General features: G+C 69.5%; 15 protein-coding genes. 6 read left to right on the top strand and 9 right to left on the bottom strand.

From position 1 onward, the window contains the following. Positions 1 to 142 precede the first annotated feature (142 nt). Positions 143 to 454, top strand: coding sequence for a Dabb family protein (locus tag AC4FS2_RS13715; RefSeq protein ID WP_491156101.1), 312 nt, complete (start codon positions 143 to 145; stop codon positions 452 to 454). Then, on the top strand, positions 451 to 1,515 hold the full coding sequence (locus AC4FS2_RS13720) for a zinc-dependent alcohol dehydrogenase (protein WP_491156100.1): 1,065 nt from the start codon (positions 451 to 453) through the stop codon (positions 1,513 to 1,515). The genes AC4FS2_RS13715 and AC4FS2_RS13720 overlap by 4 nt, the downstream gene beginning before the upstream one ends. Before the next feature lies 1 nt (position 1,516). Here AC4FS2_RS13720 and AC4FS2_RS13725 read toward each other — a convergent pair whose 3' ends face one another. Beyond that, complete coding sequence (locus AC4FS2_RS13725) at positions 1,517 to 2,215, bottom strand: helix-turn-helix domain-containing protein (RefSeq protein WP_491156099.1); 699 nt, start codon at positions 2,213 to 2,215, stop codon at positions 1,517 to 1,519. A gap of 236 nt (positions 2,216 to 2,451) precedes the next feature. Here AC4FS2_RS13725 and AC4FS2_RS13730 point away from each other — a divergent pair, with 236 nt between their 5' ends. Together AC4FS2_RS13730 and AC4FS2_RS13735 are read left to right on the top strand one after the other, a co-directional pair. Then, positions 2,452 to 3,834 carry a M24 family metallopeptidase gene (locus AC4FS2_RS13730; RefSeq protein WP_491156097.1) on the top strand — a complete coding sequence of 461 codons (1,383 nt, stop codon included), beginning with the start codon at positions 2,452 to 2,454 and terminating at the stop codon, positions 3,832 to 3,834. Next, the gene (locus AC4FS2_RS13735; protein WP_491156095.1) at positions 3,831 to 4,697 is read left to right on the top strand and encodes an NAD(P)-dependent oxidoreductase; all 867 of its coding nucleotides are present in this window, start codon (positions 3,831 to 3,833) and stop codon (positions 4,695 to 4,697) included. The genes AC4FS2_RS13730 and AC4FS2_RS13735 overlap by 4 nt, the downstream gene beginning before the upstream one ends. Positions 4,698 to 4,948: 251 nt before the next feature. On the opposite strand, the gene AC4FS2_RS13740 is transcribed toward AC4FS2_RS13735, so the two are convergent. Genes AC4FS2_RS13740 through AC4FS2_RS13750 form a run of 3 tightly spaced genes read right to left on the bottom strand, consistent with a single transcriptional unit; the run spans position 4,949 to position 8,758 of the window. After that, complete coding sequence (locus tag AC4FS2_RS13740) at positions 4,949 to 6,028, bottom strand: ABC transporter permease (protein WP_491156093.1); 1,080 nt, start codon at positions 6,026 to 6,028, stop codon at positions 4,949 to 4,951. Next, entirely contained in the window at positions 6,025 to 7,560 is a 1,536-nt protein-coding gene (locus tag AC4FS2_RS13745) for a sugar ABC transporter ATP-binding protein (RefSeq protein ID WP_491156092.1), read from the bottom strand. Before AC4FS2_RS13745 ends, AC4FS2_RS13740 begins: the two co-directional genes overlap by 4 nt. Before the next feature lie 4 nt (positions 7,561 to 7,564). Next, positions 7,565 to 8,758, bottom strand: a complete 1,194-nt coding sequence (locus AC4FS2_RS13750; protein ID WP_491156090.1) for a hypothetical protein — start codon at positions 8,756 to 8,758, stop codon at positions 7,565 to 7,567. Positions 8,759 to 9,024: 266 nt separating this feature from the next. On the opposite strand from AC4FS2_RS13750, the gene AC4FS2_RS13755 reads away from it, so the two are divergent. Then, complete coding sequence (locus AC4FS2_RS13755) at positions 9,025 to 9,489, top strand: nuclear transport factor 2 family protein (RefSeq protein WP_491156088.1); 465 nt, start codon at positions 9,025 to 9,027, stop codon at positions 9,487 to 9,489. Here the strand turns inward: AC4FS2_RS13755 and AC4FS2_RS13760 are convergent. Beyond that, positions 9,464 to 10,273, bottom strand: coding sequence for an SDR family oxidoreductase (locus tag AC4FS2_RS13760; protein WP_491156086.1), 810 nt, complete (start codon positions 10,271 to 10,273; stop codon positions 9,464 to 9,466). The two genes, AC4FS2_RS13755 and AC4FS2_RS13760, sit on opposite strands and share 26 nt — an antisense overlap. 149 nt (positions 10,274 to 10,422) lie before the next feature. Here AC4FS2_RS13760 and AC4FS2_RS13765 point away from each other — a divergent pair, with 149 nt between their 5' ends. Next, the gene (locus AC4FS2_RS13765) at positions 10,423 to 11,358 is read left to right on the top strand and encodes a LysR substrate-binding domain-containing protein (RefSeq protein WP_491156084.1); all 936 of its coding nucleotides are present in this window, start codon (positions 10,423 to 10,425) and stop codon (positions 11,356 to 11,358) included. On the opposite strand, the gene AC4FS2_RS13770 is transcribed toward AC4FS2_RS13765, so the two are convergent. The 4 genes from AC4FS2_RS13770 to AC4FS2_RS13785 form a co-directional block, all read right to left on the bottom strand. After that, the gene (locus AC4FS2_RS13770) at positions 11,328 to 11,786 is read right to left on the bottom strand and encodes a nuclear transport factor 2 family protein (RefSeq protein WP_491156082.1); all 459 of its coding nucleotides are present in this window, start codon (positions 11,784 to 11,786) and stop codon (positions 11,328 to 11,330) included. The two genes, AC4FS2_RS13765 and AC4FS2_RS13770, sit on opposite strands and share 31 nt — an antisense overlap. A 2-nt stretch (positions 11,787 to 11,788) precedes the next feature. Then, entirely contained in the window at positions 11,789 to 13,060 is a 1,272-nt protein-coding gene (locus AC4FS2_RS13775) for an acyl-CoA dehydrogenase family protein (protein ID WP_491156080.1), read from the bottom strand. A gap of 84 nt (positions 13,061 to 13,144) precedes the next feature. After that, on the bottom strand, positions 13,145 to 14,224 hold the full coding sequence (locus AC4FS2_RS13780) for a zinc-binding dehydrogenase (protein ID WP_491156078.1): 1,080 nt from the start codon (positions 14,222 to 14,224) through the stop codon (positions 13,145 to 13,147). Between the two features lie 47 nt (positions 14,225 to 14,271). Then, positions 14,272 to 15,819 carry an FAD-binding oxidoreductase gene (locus AC4FS2_RS13785; protein ID WP_491156075.1) on the bottom strand — a complete coding sequence of 516 codons (1,548 nt, stop codon included), beginning with the start codon at positions 15,817 to 15,819 and terminating at the stop codon, positions 14,272 to 14,274. Between the last annotated feature and the right edge of the window lie 19 nt (positions 15,820 to 15,838).

Raw genomic sequence — 15,838 nt, forward strand, 5'->3', positions numbered from 1 at the left:
GCCGACTCCTTCCCACGCTGGACAGCCTCACTTTACAACAGCCGTTCGACCGATTCGGCGCTACGCTGGATCTGCGCGGCGCGACGCCACAGAATGTAAATCTGCGCTGAACAGCTCGATGGAGAGAAGGAACGGGACGCCCATGATCCTGCACATCGCCGCCTTCCGGTGGAAAGAAGAAGTCACCGAGGCCGACGTATCGGCGCTCACGGACGCCCTCATGGCCATGGCGGAGGGGATTCCCGCGATCCGCTCGTACACCGCCGGCCCCAATCTGCACCTGCGCCCGGCCGGTTCCGACTATGGAGTCGCCGCGATCCTGGATGACCAGGAGGGTCTGGACGCCTACCTCGACCACCCCGACCACCTCGCGGTGTACGAGAAGTTCATCGGGTGGATGCTCGCCGAGCGCGCCGCCGTCCAGCTCCCGATCGACGAGGGCTCCTTCCGATGACCGACATGCAGGCTGCGGTCCTGCACGGAGTCGGCGATCTGCGGGTCGAGTCCAAGCCCGTCCCCACGCCGGGTCCGGGTGAGGTGCTGGTGCGGATCAGCGCGTGCGGCGTGTGCGGCAGCGACGCGACCGAGTTCGGCCGGCACCTCGTGCTCGCCGAGCCGCCGGTCGCCCTCGGGCACGAGTTCGTCGGCACGGTCGAGACGCTCGGCGAAGGCGTCGAGGGTCTTCCCGTCGGCGCGACCGTGGTGTGCGGCGCCGGCATCGCATGCGGGGAATGCAAGCCGTGCCGGTCCGGCCGCACGAACCTGTGCCGCTCGTACAAGACGCTCGGCTTCGCCTTCGACGGCGGGCTCGCCGGATACGTCGTGGCGCCCGCGAGCATTCTGCTCGACGTCTCCGACACCGGACTGACCACCGACACCCTCGCCCTGGCCCAGCCCCTGGCCATCGCGGTCCACGCGGTGCGGCGCAGCGGCCTGCGAGCGGGTCAGGATGCGGTCATCGTCGGCGCCGGCGGAATCGGGACGTTCATCACCGTGGCCGCCGCCGCCACGGGGGCGCGCGTTCTCGCGGTCGACCTGAACCAGGAACGCCTCGACCTCGCTCAGCGACTCGGTGCCACCGCGGGGCTGCTGTCGGGCTCGATGAGCCTGACCGAAAAGCTCGCCGAACTCGGCATGGACCCCGACGTCTTCTTCGAAGTCAGCGGATCGGCACCGGGTCTCGCCTCCGTGCTGGAGGCGGCCATGCCCGGTTCCACCATCGTCCCCGTCGGCATCCAGCGGGGCGAGCCGGCGCTCCCCCTCGGCACGTGGACGCTGCGCGAGTACACCATCATCGGCACGGTGGCGCATGTCTTCGCGGACGACTTCCCGGAGGCGGTGCGCCTGCTCGGGACACGTGAGGACTGGTCGGACATCGCCGGCGAGGTCATCCCGCTGGCAGATGTCGCCGACCTCGCCCTGACCCCGCTCTTCGAGGGCCGGTCGACGCAGATCAAGTCGCTCGTCGACCCGTGGGCCACCGAAGCGCGTCCCGCGCGCCACGGCCGTCGCTGACTCAGGCCAATTCGTCCATCGCACGCAGCACGTCGACCGCCGACGCCGGTGCCCCCGGCTCGGCGGTCGCGTCGTTCCCGGAGGCCGGCGCATCCGGCAGTGAACGGTTCTGCTGACGACGCCCGACGACGAACCAGACGCCCTTGGCGACGGCGTCGGAGCGGTTCGAGTACAGGTGCGGTCGCACGGAGTCGAACTGCAGCGAGTCTCCGGGGCGGAGCACATACGTCTCGAAATCGAGGTGCAGGGTCAGCTCCCCCTCGAGCAGATACGCGTACTCGACACCGGCGTGGCGCATGAGCTTGCCCTCGACGGAGCTGCTGGCGCCGGGTGCGTAGGTGACGAGGAGCGCGTCGGCGGGTCCGCCCGCGCCGGCCGCCAGCCGCTCCCACCGCACGCCGTTCTCCATCTCGATCACCGCGTTGTCCGCCGCGCGCTGCACATCCGGAAGGGGCGGACCGGCGTGGCCGAACATCGGGCTCTCGGGTTCGCGCGTCGAGGGGATGCCGAGGAGATCGTCGAGCGAGACGCCGAGGTGGCTGGCCAGGGCATAGAGGGTGGAGACGGACGGCTGGGTCTTGCCGATCTCCACCTGGGAGATGAGGCTCGCCGAGACACCCAGGGCTTGCGCGACACTGCGCAGGCTCAGCCCTCGTTCGGTGCGGGCCGCGCGGATGCGTTCGCCGAGCCTCTCCGGCATGATGCCGCCTTCCGTCGTCGCGTTCGCCCGCCGTAGCGAGCGCGCTGCCGTCATTGTAGATCGGCTGCTTGCCGGGGGTGTCCAGCGCCAGCCGATGGGCTCCGCAGCGGTGTGCGGGATCCCGCAGCGTGCACACCCCTCTCTGGGCTCGGCGGGCCCCCGGTGTTAAGCTGTACTTCACGCGCGTTCAGCGTTACCGCGACCATCCGCGATCATCCGCGACGAAGGAGAACTCGATGAAGAGCACGGGGACCACCGGGACCAACGGCGTCGACTGGGAGCAGCGGGTCGATTTCGACCGCCTCCGGGATGAGCGCCTGGCACGCCTGAAGGCGCAGCTGGATGCGTCCTCCCTCGGCGCGGTGCTGGCCTTCGACTTCTCCAACATCCGCTACATGAGCGCCACCCACATCGGCACGTGGGCGATGGACAAGCTCATCCGCTTCTCGCTCCTCACGCGCAACACCGACCCCATCGTGTGGGACTTCGGTTCCGCCGCCAAGCACCACAAGCTCTACAACCCGTGGCTCGACACGACCACCGCCGAGATGGACGCGAACCCGAACGCTCCCCACGAGGGCGCCAAGCGCCCGCGCATGGAGTCGGGAGCGCGCGCCGGCATTTCGACGCTGCGCGGGGCCTTCCCGCCCGACGCGGGGATCGCCGAGGGCGTGGCCAAGAAGATCAAGCGCGAACTGGAGAAGTTCGGCCTCGCCGATCAGCCCCTGGGCGTCGACGTCATCGAGCTCCCGATCCTGTTCGCCCTCCAGAAGGAGGGCATCCAGGTCGTCGACGGCCAGCAGATCTTCATGGAGGCCCGGCGCATCAAGACGCATGACGAGATCCGTCTCCTCACGCAGGCCGCGTCGATGGTGGATGCCGCCTACGAAGAGCTGTACCGGTTCCTCCGCCCCGGGGTCCGCGAGAACGAGGCCGTCGGACTCGTCGCCAAGACGCTGTACGACCTCGGCTCCGAGTACGTCGAAGGCGTCAACGCGATCTCCGGTGAGCGCTGCTCGCCGCATCCGCACGTCTTCTCCGACCGCCTCATCCGCCCCGGCGACCCGGCGTTCTTCGACATCCTGCACAGCTGGAACGGCTACCGCACGTGCTACTACCGGACGTTCGCCGTGGGTTCGGCAAGCTCCGCCCAGCGCGACGCGTACACCCGCGCGCGGGAGTACATGGACCGCGCGATCGCGCTGGTGAAGCCCGGCGCCACCACGGCCGACATCGTCAAGGTGTGGCCCACGGCCCAGGAGTTCGGCTTCGCCGACGAGGAGGCCGCGTTCGCCCTGCAGTACGGCCACGGCGTCGGACTGTCGATCTGGGAGAAGCCGATCTTCTCGCGCCTGACCTCGCTCGACCACCCGGAGGTGCTGCAGGAGGGCAACGTGTTCGCCCTGGAGACCTACTGGCCGTCGGCCGACGGGTGGGGTGCCGCGCGCATCGAGGAAGAGGTCGTCGTGACCGCTGACGGGTGCGAGGTCATCACGAAGTTCCCGGCCGAGGAACTCATCGTCGCCGGCCGCCGTTACTACACGATCGACGGCCCGCTGAACCTCGAGCGCGACGCACAGTCGCACAAGAACACGGTGTGGGGGCGCGGAGAAGCGTGAGCACCGTCGGATTCCTGGGCCTCGGGTTGATGGGGCGCGGCATGGCCGCGCGCCTGGTGGACGCGGGGCACGACGTGAAGGCGTGGAACCGGTCCGAGGGCGCGGTCTCCGCGCTTGTCGAGCAGGGGGCATCCGCGGCCAGCGTCGAGGAGGCCCTCGCCGCCGACGTGTCGTTCTCGATGCTCGCGAACGACGCGGCGGTGGAGAGCGTGCTGCATCCGGACGCGCTGGCGGCAGCATCCGGCTGCACCCACGTCGTCATGGCGTCGATCTCCCCGTCGCTCGCCGACCGCCTGGAGCGTTCGTTCGCGGACGCCGGTGTGGGCTACGTCGCGGCCCCCGTTCTTGGCCGCCCGGAGGTGGCCGCCGCGGGACAGCTCAACGTCCTCGCAGCCGGCGCCTCGGACGCCGTCGAGTCGGTGATCCCGTACCTCGAGATCATGGGCAAGCGCGTGTGGCGGCTGGGCGAGACGCCCTCGGCGGCCAACGCCGTCAAGGCCGCCGTGAACTACAACATCATCCACGCGCTGCAGGCCATCGGCGAGACCGTCGCGATGACCGAGCGCGTGGGCGTGCCGCCGGAGCTCTTCACCGAGCTCCTGTCGAACACGCTCTTCGGGGGCGTTGTCTACACCGGCTACGGCAAGATGATCGCGGACGAGAAGTACCACCCCGCCGGTTTCTCGATGACCCTCGGCCGCAAGGACCTCGGGCTCGCCGCGGAGGTGGCCGCCGCCGGCGGCGTCACCCCCGCCACTCTTCCGGCCCTCATCCAGGTGTTCGAAGCAGCCCTCGCCGATCCGGACCTGAAGGATGCGGACTGGAGCGCCATCGCGGAGGTCTCCCGCCGCAACCTCCTCTAGCCGGCACGTCCTGCGCGAAGGCCCCCCGCCACTCGGCGGGGGGCCTTCGCGTTCGCGCGCCTCGGCCTGGGCCGTCGGCCTCGCCCGGGCCTCGGCCGCGCCTAACTCAGGCCACACGCGGCGACACCCCGCGCCACCAGCCCTGGGAGGCCATGCGGCCCGGATCAGCCTGAGTCAGGACCGGCACCGGCCGCCCGGGGCAGGAACGAAGGACGCCCCCGCCGAAGCGGGGGCGTCCGAGGGATGCGGCGTCAGGCCCCGCGCTTGCGGAACGGCAGGGCGCGGCGGATGGCGCTGCCACGCTTGGCGGTGCGCTCCCACCGGGAGAGCCCGACGGCGGCGAGCAGCGCGACACCGTTGAACAGGTCGCTGACCCAGTTCTGCGCGCCGAGGAGTTGCAGACCCTTGATGCCGACGGCGAGCACGTACACCGAGATGACCGTGCCCCACACGTTGAAGCGGCCACCCTTGAACTGCGTCGACCCCAGGAACACCGCGGTCAGCGCGGGCAGGAGCAGGCCGGGACCGACCGTCGGGTCACCGGCGTTGATCCGGGATGTCAGCAGCACACCGGCGAAAGCGGCGATCACACCGCCCGCGACGAGCGAGAGGATCTGCAGACGGGCCACGTTCACACCCGACAGGCGCGCGCCGTCCGGGTTGTAGCCGGCGGCGTACATGCGGCGACCGAAGGGCGTGCGCTCCAGGGCGTACCAGACGATCAGCGCGATGATCAGCATGATGAACACCGGGTTGGTGATCTTCAGGCTCGGGTTGTCGGGCGAGAGCGGCAGGCCGCCGGTGGCGAAGGCGCGGAAGCCCTCCTCGAGCCCGATGATCTGACGGCTCTCCGACATGAACGCCAGGCCGGCCAGGAGGATCGAGCTCATACCCAGGGTGGCGATGAAGCTGTCGATCTTGCCCTTGGTGATGATGAGGCCGGAGATCAAGCCGATGAGCGCTCCGGCGGCGATCGTCAGCGGGATCGCCATGCCCCACGGCACGCCGAACTTCACCTGGAGGACAGCGACGAGGATGACCGCGAAGCCGACCTCCGCGCCGATGGCCAGGTTGAAGACGCCGTTGACCAGCGGGATGAGCACGGCGATGGCCGCGAGCACCGTGATCGACTGCGCGTCCAGGAGGACGAGCCAGGTGCCGGGGGTGAGGAACGTCCGCGGGGTGATGATCGCGAAGATCGCGAACAGCACGATGAAGATGTACAGCGCGCTGATGTTGCGGAAGGACAGCATCCGCCACCAGCCTCCGCGAGTGACGGTGGCGTTCGACCCGGTGGCCTCCGCCACGGGAATCGTCTCGGTCTTGTTCACTTCTCTCCCTTGCCCACGAGCCCGTAGCCCTCCATGATCAGCGCCGTCTCGGTCAGCCGATCACCTGCCAATTCCGCCGCGACCTTGCCGCCGCGCAGCACCAGCACGCGGTTGCACAGCCGGACGAGCTCCTTGGCCTCGGAGGAGCAGACCAGAACGGCCGCTCCTCCTTCCGCTGCGGCGTCGATGGCGTCGTAGATCGCTTGCTTCGCGCCGATGTCCACGCCCTGCGTCGGCTCCTCCAGGAGCAGCACGACCGGGTTGTTGCGCAGCCATTTGGCGAACACGATCTTCTGCTGATTTCCGCCGCTGAACTGCGCAAAGATCTGCTCGGCGCGCGGCGGCTTCACGTCGTACTTCGCCATGAGCTCGGTCGTGTGTGCGCGCTCGCGGGGGCCGCTGATCGCTCCGAGCGGACCGGTGAGCGATTTGAGTTCGGGCAGCGTCACGTTCTCCCGCGCGGTCATGGGGCGCACCGACCCGAAGCGCGCACGGTCGCCCGGCACGAATCCCATCCCCCGCCGGATGCTCTCTTGCGGGTTGCGGTGCGGGTAGTTCTTGCCCTGCACGGCGAAGGTCTCGGCATCCGAGTCGATCGAACCGAACAGCATGGCGGGCAGCGCTTCGCGGCCGGAGCCGAGCACCCCGGCGACGCCGACGACCTCGCCGGCGTGGATCGTGATGTCGACCCCGTCCAGCGCCGCGCCGGTGAGACCCCTCACGTCCAGCGCGACGGCGCCCAGGTCGCCGCGGAACGGCTCACCCGTCTCGGCCTCGCCCACCGGCACGCCGGTGACGAAGGAGACGAGCCGGTCGTGGTCCATCGTGACCCGCGACTCATCGGCGACCTTCACCCCGTCGCGCAGGATGACCACGCGATCGGCGATCTCCAGCACCTCGTCGAGGCGGTGCGAGATGAAGATGACGCCGGCCCCGGCGGCAGCCAGCGACTTCACGGCCTCGAAGAGCACCTTCACTTCGCTCGCGTGCAGGGCCTCGGTGGGCTCATCGAGGATGAGGATGTTGCGGGGGTGGGTCCAGCCGTCGAGGGCGCGAGCGATCCCGATGATCGAGCGCTGCGCCGGAGCGAGGCTGCCGATCGGCACATCGAGGTCGAACGGCTCACCGAAGCGGCCGATCAGCTCGCGGGCGTGCGCGCGTTCGCGCTTGCTGCGGAACGGAGCGAGCGCCGAAATGCCCTTGTCCTTGGTGATCCCGAGGTTCTCCAGCCCCGTCAGTTCCTTCGCGAGACCGAGGTCCTGGTGGATGACGTAGAGGTTGGTCTGCTGTCCGTCCACCTCGGCCAGCTCGACTGTGCCGCCGTCCGAGGTGTACACGCCGTCGAGGATCTTCACGAGGGTCGATTTGCCCGACCCGTTGTGCCCGACGACGGCGACGATCTCGCCGCTGGCGACGTCGAGGGAAACCTCATCCAGCGCCCGGTTGCCCGGGAAGTCCTTGATGATGCCGTCGATACGGAGGAGCCGCGGGGCGGCCGAAGCCGCCCCGCGTCCGGATGAAACATCGGTCATCGAATTACTTTCCCCACAGGGCTTTGAACTCGTCCTCCATGCCCGGGTACGCCACGTACCCGGTGCCGAGGGACTCCTCGGCGTTGCGAATGGTCACGAAGTGCGAGAGCGTCTGGGCGGTGTTCACCCAGTCGCCGAGGTAGGGCACATCCATGCCCTGCATCCGGCGCAGGCCCTCATCGACCTGCAGCCACATGAACAGGCCGAAGTCCACCGCGTAGCCGGCCACCTGCTGGCCGTCGGCGATCTGCTGGAAGTTCGGCGGCAGCGACGACTGGCCGAGTCCGTAGGCGTTCTCGATGCCGGCGAGGGCCGCCTTGTCCTGCAGCCCGATCTGGAACTGGTCACCCATGCTGATGAAGAACTGCGTCTCGGGGTGCGCCTGCAGGTCCGACACGATCTTGTCGGCCGGGCTCGGGTCGGCGATGGAGATGTCGACGATACGCAGGTTGCACTCGGCGCAGAGCTCCTCGAGCTTCTCCGCGATGCGCACGTTCTGCAGCGCCGAGGAGGGAAGCTCCGGGATGCTGTAGGCCACGAACTCGGTCGCGGTGCCGCAGGTGAGCGTGATGGCCCCGGCCGCGAGCACGTCGCTGTTGACCGTGACACTGCCCACGCCGCCCAGAGAATCGACGAGCCCGAACTCCTCGGCGTTGAGCTGACCGCCGTAAACCACCACGGCGCCCTGATCCTGCAGCTGCTTCAGCTGGTCCTGGAAGAAGATCGCGTCGACCGACTGATCGAAGACGATGTCCGGCTGCATCTCCACGACCGAGTTCATGGCCGAGTTGATGCTCTGAGCGTCCGAGCCGGTGTCGACGTTGACGAACGTGATCCCGGCCGCCGCGGACGCAGCCGCAAGACTCTCCTGGAAGATCGCCGCCACCGGCGTGCCGTTGTTCAGGTACACGGCCGTCGTGTCGGGTGACACCGGCTCCTCCAGCGGCTCGGTCGCGAGGATGGACGTCGCGGGCTCCTCGAACGGCGCGATGAATTCCTGCGCTGACTCGAAGTCGATGCCCTCGATGGGGTCGGTCGCGCAGGTTCCGTCGTCGGCCATGTAGGTGAGCTCGACCTCGGACTCGCCTCCCCCGCCGCCCCCGGCGGCGTCGCCGCCACCCCCGGAGCACCCGGCGGCGAGAAGCGCCACCGTTACCAGGCTCGTGAATCCCAGGACGTTCTTGATGCGTCTTTGCATGGTGTTCGCTTTCTCTCCCCGACGGCCGCGTCTACGCGGCTCGTTTTCAACGACCTCATCGTCCGAAGAAGGATTGTCCGACAATGAGCCAAGCATACAGAAAAGTTGCAAGATGTATACCTATATCAGGCGGGCTCGCGCCGAGTTCCACGCGCTTCACGCGGTGCTTGCCCGGAAAAGGCCGTTTGATCGCCCACCGCGTACGTGCGTACCGTCTGGCGACGGCGGCCCGATGGAGTGCGCCGGAGAGTCCCGAGGAGCACGCCATGACATCCACCCGCCCGCCCGGCCCCGCCGCAGACGTCCGGTTCGCCATCGACGACCTCTACGTGGACTACCTGTGGGCACTCGACACGCAGGACCTCGAGCGTTATCTGGGCACGTTCTGGGATGACGCCGTTCTCGAGGAGACGCAGCTGGACGGGTCCATCGATGCGCGGCGCGGGGTCGGCTCGATCCGGGAGTTCGCGGCCAGCCATTTCGGGGGCTACGCCGGGCACCAGCATCGCGAATCCAACCGGATGTATCTCCCCGACCCGGCGGGGTCACCCGACCGATGGATCCTGCGCTCGTACTGGTTCACGAGCCACCGCGAGAACAGCGAGGTGTCGTTCCACTCCACCGGCCACTCGAAAGACGTCGTGGAGCGGCGCGACGGGGAGTGGCGGTTCGTCTACCGGTGGCTGCAGCGGTGGCCGGGAGCGGTCACGCATCCCCTTTCCGAGCGCTGAGCGCGCCGTCGAACGCCTGCTCGATCGCGCGGTGCCGCGAGGTGACGATGTCGCGCCACTCGATATGGGTGAGCGCATAGAGGCTGTTCGCCTCGATCGCACGGATGGCGACCTCGGCGACCTCGTCGGGGTCCAGCCAGGGCAGGGTCCCACCGTCCTCGACGGTGAGGTCCTTGTCCCGAAGCGCGCCCCGGGAGTCGGCGGGGCGATTGCGGGAGCTCGAGCCCAGCCGGGTGCGCACCGGCCCCGGTGCCAGGAGCGTGACCCCCACGCCGTCGTCGGCGAGCTCGCGTGCGAGTACCTCGGTGTAGGCGGTCAGCGCCGACTTGGTCACGCCGTAACCGCCCGATCCCGTGTCTGCAGCCAGACCGGCCATCGATCCGGTGTTCAGCACGTGCCCCCGTTCGGCGCGGAGATCGGACAGGAACGCCGCCACGCCGTGGATCGGGCCGAGGAGGTTCACCCCCAGCATCCACGCCCAGTCGGCCTCGGTCATCTCCGCCAACGGCGCGGTGGATGCCACGCCGGCGTTGTTCACGAGGATGCCGGCGGCACCGAGATCTCGTCGGACACCCGCCGCCAGAGCCGCCACGCTGCCGGGGTCGCTCACGTCCACCACATACCCCCGGCCCCCGATCTCGCCCGCCACGCGCCCCGCCTGCTCCGCGTCGATGTCAGCCACCGCCACGGCGGCGCCACCTGCGGCGAGGCGATGCGCGATCGACCGCCCGATGCCGGAACCCGCCCCCGTCACGACGGCGACTCTTCCCTCGATACGCGTCATCTGTGCCCTCCTCCGGCGGATCCGCTGTCGAACCACCGTCACCACGTCATCACATGCCCGCGGCGAATACCATGCATCAGACCACCGATAAAGCGAGGAAGCACGACGGCTGCGCCGCGATGTGCCCCGCGGAACCGACCGGGAGCATCGTGCCCAGCAACATCACGCTCAGACAGCTCGAGTACTTCCTCGCGATCGCCGATTCCCGCTCGATGTCGGAGGCTGCCGCCCTGCTCCACGCCTCCCCCTCGGCCGTGGCGGGTGCGCTGACCACGCTGGAGCGCTCCCTCGGCGTGCGGCTGTGCGTTCGGCGCCGGGCGTACGGCGTCTCCCTCACCACGAGCGGGCGTGAGCTGCGTGACCGTGCCCGCGCGCTGGTGGCCGAGGCGGCGCTGCTCGAGCAGGACTTCACCGGCTCTGCGGCTCCCGTCTCCGGCGCCGTGCTGATCGGGGGGTCGGACGAGATGGCACCGACGATCCTGCCGCCCATCATCGATGCTCTCTCCAGGAAGCACCCCGGTCTCGTCCTCACCGCGGAGCTCGGGCTCGAGGAGTCGTTCTGGCCGCGCGTCAGCTCCGGGGAGGTCGACGTGGCCATCGCCCTCGACCATCGGCTGCCGGTCGACCTGGACTTCATCCGACTGCGCCCCATGCCCGTTCAGGTGGTACTTCCCGCCGGTCATCCCCTCGCCGACCGCGAGCGGGTCGAGCTGGCCGACCTGGTCGATGAGAGCTGGATCATGCTGGATACCGAACCGGGAGCCACCCACGCGGCATCGATGTTCCACACCGCCGGCCTGTCGCCGAAAGTGGCGTTCCGCTCCCCGAGCTCCGAGCTGGCGCGCTCGCTCGTGGGCCGCGGGCTCGGCTACACCATCCACATCCACCGCCCGTACGGAGACGTCAGCCACGAGGGCCGCGCACTCGCTGTGCGCCCTCTGGAGACCGGACTCCCCGTCGAGCACGTCGCGCTGGCGTGGTCACGTCGGATGCGGCCGTCTCCGGCCACGCGCGCCGTGATCGCCGCGGCCCGCGAGGTGTGGAAGACGGCGGATCAGCAGCAGGCGGCGCCCGAGAGCGGGTGAGTCATCCCGTCGCGCCAGATGGTCACGTGATGGTGCCGGATCGCCCAGTTCCCCGCCTCCTCTTCGAGGCGGTCGCAGATCCACCCGCTGGCGGCGAGATCCACCTCACCCGTCTGCGGCGAGCGCACGCTGGTGGACCAGTACGACCACACGGTGCAGGACCCATCGGCTCCCGGCACGAACAGGCTGTTCGTCACCCGGTGCTGTGAGCCGCCCGCAGACGAGGCGAGACGGGCGCGGAAGTCGGCGACCATCCCGTCCCGTCCTTCGATCCGGTGACGATCGTCGTCCGACTCGACGACGAAGTCGGCGTCCGGGGAGAAGACGCCCGCGAAGCGCTCGACGTCGCCGGTGTCCAGCGCCCAATTGAGGTCGATGAGAAGATCCTGCACCGCCTGACGTGCTTCCACGGAGAGCATTCCGGCCATCGTCATTTTCCTTCCGTTCCGGTCGGAACCTTCGGCAGGTCGAAGGCCGACTCCTGCACACCGAGGACGGTGGCACCGATCCCCTGCATCCACGCGCCGTACTGCGCGGCCGCGTGCGTGCGGTACATCTGCACGTCCCGCGAGTAGCGTTCCATCCGGCGACCCGGACGCGCCTCGGAAGACCCCGCCGACTGAACGAGCATCTCGGCCGCCTCAGCCGCCAGTCGCCCGGCCTCCAGACTCAGCCCGTTCAGGCGGGTGTCCATGCCGCGCGTGAGCGGCGCCGTGCCTGCGGCGAAGTCTGCCGACCAGCGCTCGATCGTCTCCGCCACCTGGAGGAGCATCGCTTCGGCCGCATCCGCCTTGACCGTGGCTTCGCCGAGGATCCGCTGACTCGCCGGGTCGTGATCACGGGGGACGAATGGCGGAAGGGGACTCATCCGCGTGCGGGACAGGTCCGTCCACTCGTCGATCGCGGCCCGGGCGGTACCCACCATGACGGCGGCAAGCTCGGCGCCGAGGAACGTCTGCACGCTGCCGATGTACATCGGGTTGCCGTGCACGCCGGCTCCGGTCTCCTCCGGCGGGGTCTGCCCCGCCCACGTGGGCGGCACCATCCGGTCGGCGGGAACGAACACGTCGTCGAACGCGACGGAGTTCGACCCGCTCGCCCGCATCCCCAGGACTCGGCCGCCGCCCCAATCGTCGAGCAGCCGGAACTGCTCCGCCGGGATGATGGCCTGCAGGGCCTGCGGAGCCCCCTCTGCCCCCTCGGATGCCGGGTCCGCCACCCGCACCAGCACGATCGCATGTGTCGAGTACGGGGAGCCGGACTGGTACCGGGAGACGCCCGTGAGCCGGTACCCGCCCTCGACGGGGACGGCGACGCCGGCCGGTGCGAGGCTGTGGGACGCACGGAAGTAGCCCGCCGCGGTGCCGAAGAGGTCATCCTGGACGCGCTGGCCGAAGAGGGAGGCGGCCTGGATGTTGTGCGAGTGCCCGAGGCAATAGCACCACCCGGTGCCCGGGTCTCCGGACGAGATCTCCATGACCGTGCGCAGCCAGGTCTTCAGCGACACCTCATATCCGCCATATCGCCGCGGAGTCAGCAGGTGGTAGAGACCGAGCTCGATCATGCGCTCGTGGACCGCTTCGGTGTAGTGGCCGCGCTCCTCCGCCGCATCCTGCTGGTCGCGGATGAGTTCCTTCAGCGATCGCGCCCGCGCGACGACCTCGTCCGCGCTCGGAACCGCTTCGCGTGTCGTCGTCGACATCGTTCTCCTTCTCTGCTGCTTCTCACGTCACCACACCGCGGTCCCGCACCGCCACGTCCGCCACCACGCATTACCCGCGGAACCTCAGTGGGTCGCACGTCCTTGACCGCCGCCGCGCATCATCAGCACGCCGGTCAGGTGGGCGGGGAGGGCGAGCAGGTCGTAGACCTCGGCGGCGTCCTCCAGGCTGCGCTCGGCCGTGAGGATCGACCGGGCATCGAGGATCCCGTCCTCGAGCATCCGCTCCAGCCGCGGCACGAGCGACAAAACGTCGCCGCCCCCGCACTGCGCGCCGGTGATGGTGCGCGAGCCGAGGGAGTACTGCAGGTTGTTGAGACTCACCCGGGCGACCTCGCTCTCGAGGCCCGTGGGCACCACGCGTCCGCCGTATCGGGTCATCTCGAACGACTGCTCCATCGCTGTGGTGGTGCCGGCCGCCTCGAGTCCGACGTCCACGCCACGGCCTTCCGTCAGGGCCCGCACCTGCTGCACCACGGCGTCACCGGGGTCGAGCACACGAGTCGCTCCCATGGCGAGCGCGATGTCGCGGCGCGCGGGATCGGGGTCGATGGCGATGATGGTGCCGGCTCCGGCGGCTCGGGCTGCCTGGATCATCCAGAGGCCGACGTGCCCGCATCCGGAGACCGCCACGGATTCTCCGGAGCGCACCTTCGCGACCTCGCTCACGGCGCCGGCACCCGAGGGGATGCCGCAGCCCAGCATCGCGAGGTGGCGCGGGTCGGCACCGCCGCGGATGGGCACCACGTTGGATTCGGGGAAGACCATGCGCTCGGCGTGCGTGCCGATCCCGCCGTCGGAGAAGATCTCCTCGCCGTCCGCGGCGGTGCCGATCTCGCGGGTCATGTACCGGAAGATCTCGTCGCACGCCCCCGGTGCGCCATGGGTGCAGAAGAAGCATCGACCGCACTGGCGCGTGCCGGTGACGATCACGGGCTGTCCCGGACGCACCCGCTCCACGTCGCCGCCGACCGCGGACACGACGCCCACGGCAGCGTGCCCGAGGATCGTGGGCGGGCCGGGGGCTGCGTCCGGATCGGCACTCCGGCGATCGATCGTGAGCAGCTCGGTGCGGCATACCGCCGCGGCGATGATCTCGACCAGCAACTCCCGCTCCCCCGGCGGGCGCAGGTCGACGTCGATCACGCGCGGACGGGATCCGTCGCCCCGGGCGACGAGGGCCCGCGTGCGGATCACGGGCGGGCCGCCGGGCCGCTGCGGGGCCAGATGCCCTGCTTGCCCGGCGCGAGGATGCCGCGGGGATCCACGGCATCCTTCAGCGTCCGGGTGAACTCCCGCAGCGCGCTGTCGTTCCACGAGAACTGGTCGGCGACGAGGTCCATGAACTCCAGATGCGCGCGGTACTCGCCGTACCCGTGCTCTGCGAGCATCGGGACGAGTTCGGCGAAGGCCTGCGCCACCTTTCGCGACTCCTCGACGTCGGCCGCGTCAAAGAAGATCATGAGCACGTTGACGGCATGACGCTCGGTGGCGAGCCATCCGCCGATGTAGTCGAATCCGGCGGCCTCGATGTGCTGGCGCATGATGCGGGAGACCGCGGCCACGTGCGTCCCGGTGAGGGGTGACACCGGGCACAACCCGATGTGCGCGCCGGTGGGGCCGTTCGCCCGCCACCGCACTCCGTCGGCGAGGATCATGCCGGGGATGCCGGCGGCGAAGTGATCCAGCGGCGGGATGTCAGCGGCGGGGGTGTCACCCGCGTAGCGATTCACCACGACGCTGCCGCCGGGAATGTCCTCGATGGCGGCACGCATCCGCGCCAACTTGAGATCGAGCATCGCGGGGGTCCCGTACACGGCGCACTTGATGTTCCAGCGGCCGAGCCCGAGGTCACCGGCGATCACATCCACGACGTCGTCGGGGACGATCCCGTCGCCGTCGTACCACCGCTCGCGCGGAGCCATCCCGGCGGCCACCCCGACCGCGTTGGCGGCATTGACGACGCCGTCGATGGTTCCGTCGAGCTTGAGCTCGCGGATGACATCCACGAGCTGCGGAAGCTGCTCCTCGCGCTCGATCGCGAGCCGGCACGCAGCGAACTCCTCCGGGCGCGGCATCAGCCACACGCCCATCTTCGTCACGATTCCGAGGTTGGACTGGAGGAACAGGCCCTCCAGGCCCGGGCCGAAGCCTCCGCGGTACAGCGCCCACGCCTCGGACCCGGGGAGGGCGCCCATACCCGTGCGGATGATCTCGCCGGTCGGCAGCACGACCTCCATCCCGCAGATGAACTGCTGGTGGTCACCGTGCGCCGTGTATCCGTAGCCGCGCTCCAGGGCGTTGCCCACGACGCTCCCCCACCCGAGGTCGGGAACCGAGGCCCACAGCCGCGAGCCACGCTCGCGGAGTGCGTCGTAGAGGTCGAAGAACCGCACCCCGGGTTCGACGATCGCGTACGCGGTCTCGTCATCGACGTGCAGCACACGGTTCATGCGGGAGAGGTCCACCGTGACGCTGCCGGAGACGCGCGGTGCGGGCCCGCCGTACCCGAAGTTCTTGCCGCGGCCGAACGGCCAGAGCGCGACGCCCAGGTCGTTCGCCTCGCGGACGATGGCCTGCACCTCCTCGGTGCTGGCGGGGCGCACCGCCCCGGCCGGCGCGAACTTCCCGGGGTCTCCCAGGGCATAGGTGTCCAGGTAGTCGTCCAGGTCGTCGCCGCGCGAGACGTGCTCGTCCCCGAGCAGCTGCGCCGCGAAGTCCAGGAGCATTCCTGCTGGCATGTCCGGCATGCTCATGCCT

It is taken from the genome of Microbacterium sp. Z10_103 (assembly GCF_058310455.1).

What these genes read in the sequence shown, in the direction of transcription:
- AC4FS2_RS13715 (WP_491156101.1), top strand. Translation starts at nt 143, where the DNA reads ATGATCCTGCACATCGCCGCCTTCCGGTGGAAAGAAGAAGTCACCGAG.
- AC4FS2_RS13720 (WP_491156100.1), top strand. Translation starts at nt 451, where the DNA reads ATGACCGACATGCAGGCTGCGGTCCTGCACGGAGTCGGCGATCTGCGG.
- AC4FS2_RS13725 (WP_491156099.1), bottom strand. Translation starts at nt 2,215, where the DNA reads ATGCCGGAGAGGCTCGGCGAACGCATCCGCGCGGCCCGCACCGAACGA.
- AC4FS2_RS13730 (WP_491156097.1), top strand. Translation starts at nt 2,452, where the DNA reads ATGAAGAGCACGGGGACCACCGGGACCAACGGCGTCGACTGGGAGCAG.
- AC4FS2_RS13745 (WP_491156092.1), bottom strand. Translation starts at nt 7,560, where the DNA reads ATGACCGATGTTTCATCCGGACGCGGGGCGGCTTCGGCCGCCCCGCGG.
- AC4FS2_RS13750 (WP_491156090.1), bottom strand. Translation starts at nt 8,758, where the DNA reads ATGCAAAGACGCATCAAGAACGTCCTGGGATTCACGAGCCTGGTAACG.
- AC4FS2_RS13755 (WP_491156088.1), top strand. Translation starts at nt 9,025, where the DNA reads ATGACATCCACCCGCCCGCCCGGCCCCGCCGCAGACGTCCGGTTCGCC.
- AC4FS2_RS13760 (WP_491156086.1), bottom strand. Translation starts at nt 10,273, where the DNA reads ATGACGCGTATCGAGGGAAGAGTCGCCGTCGTGACGGGGGCGGGTTCC.
- AC4FS2_RS13770 (WP_491156082.1), bottom strand. Translation starts at nt 11,786, where the DNA reads ATGGCCGGAATGCTCTCCGTGGAAGCACGTCAGGCGGTGCAGGATCTT.
- AC4FS2_RS13775 (WP_491156080.1), bottom strand. Translation starts at nt 13,060, where the DNA reads ATGTCGACGACGACACGCGAAGCGGTTCCGAGCGCGGACGAGGTCGTC.
- AC4FS2_RS13785 (WP_491156075.1), bottom strand. Translation starts at nt 15,819, where the DNA reads ATGCCAGCAGGAATGCTCCTGGACTTCGCGGCGCAGCTGCTCGGGGAC.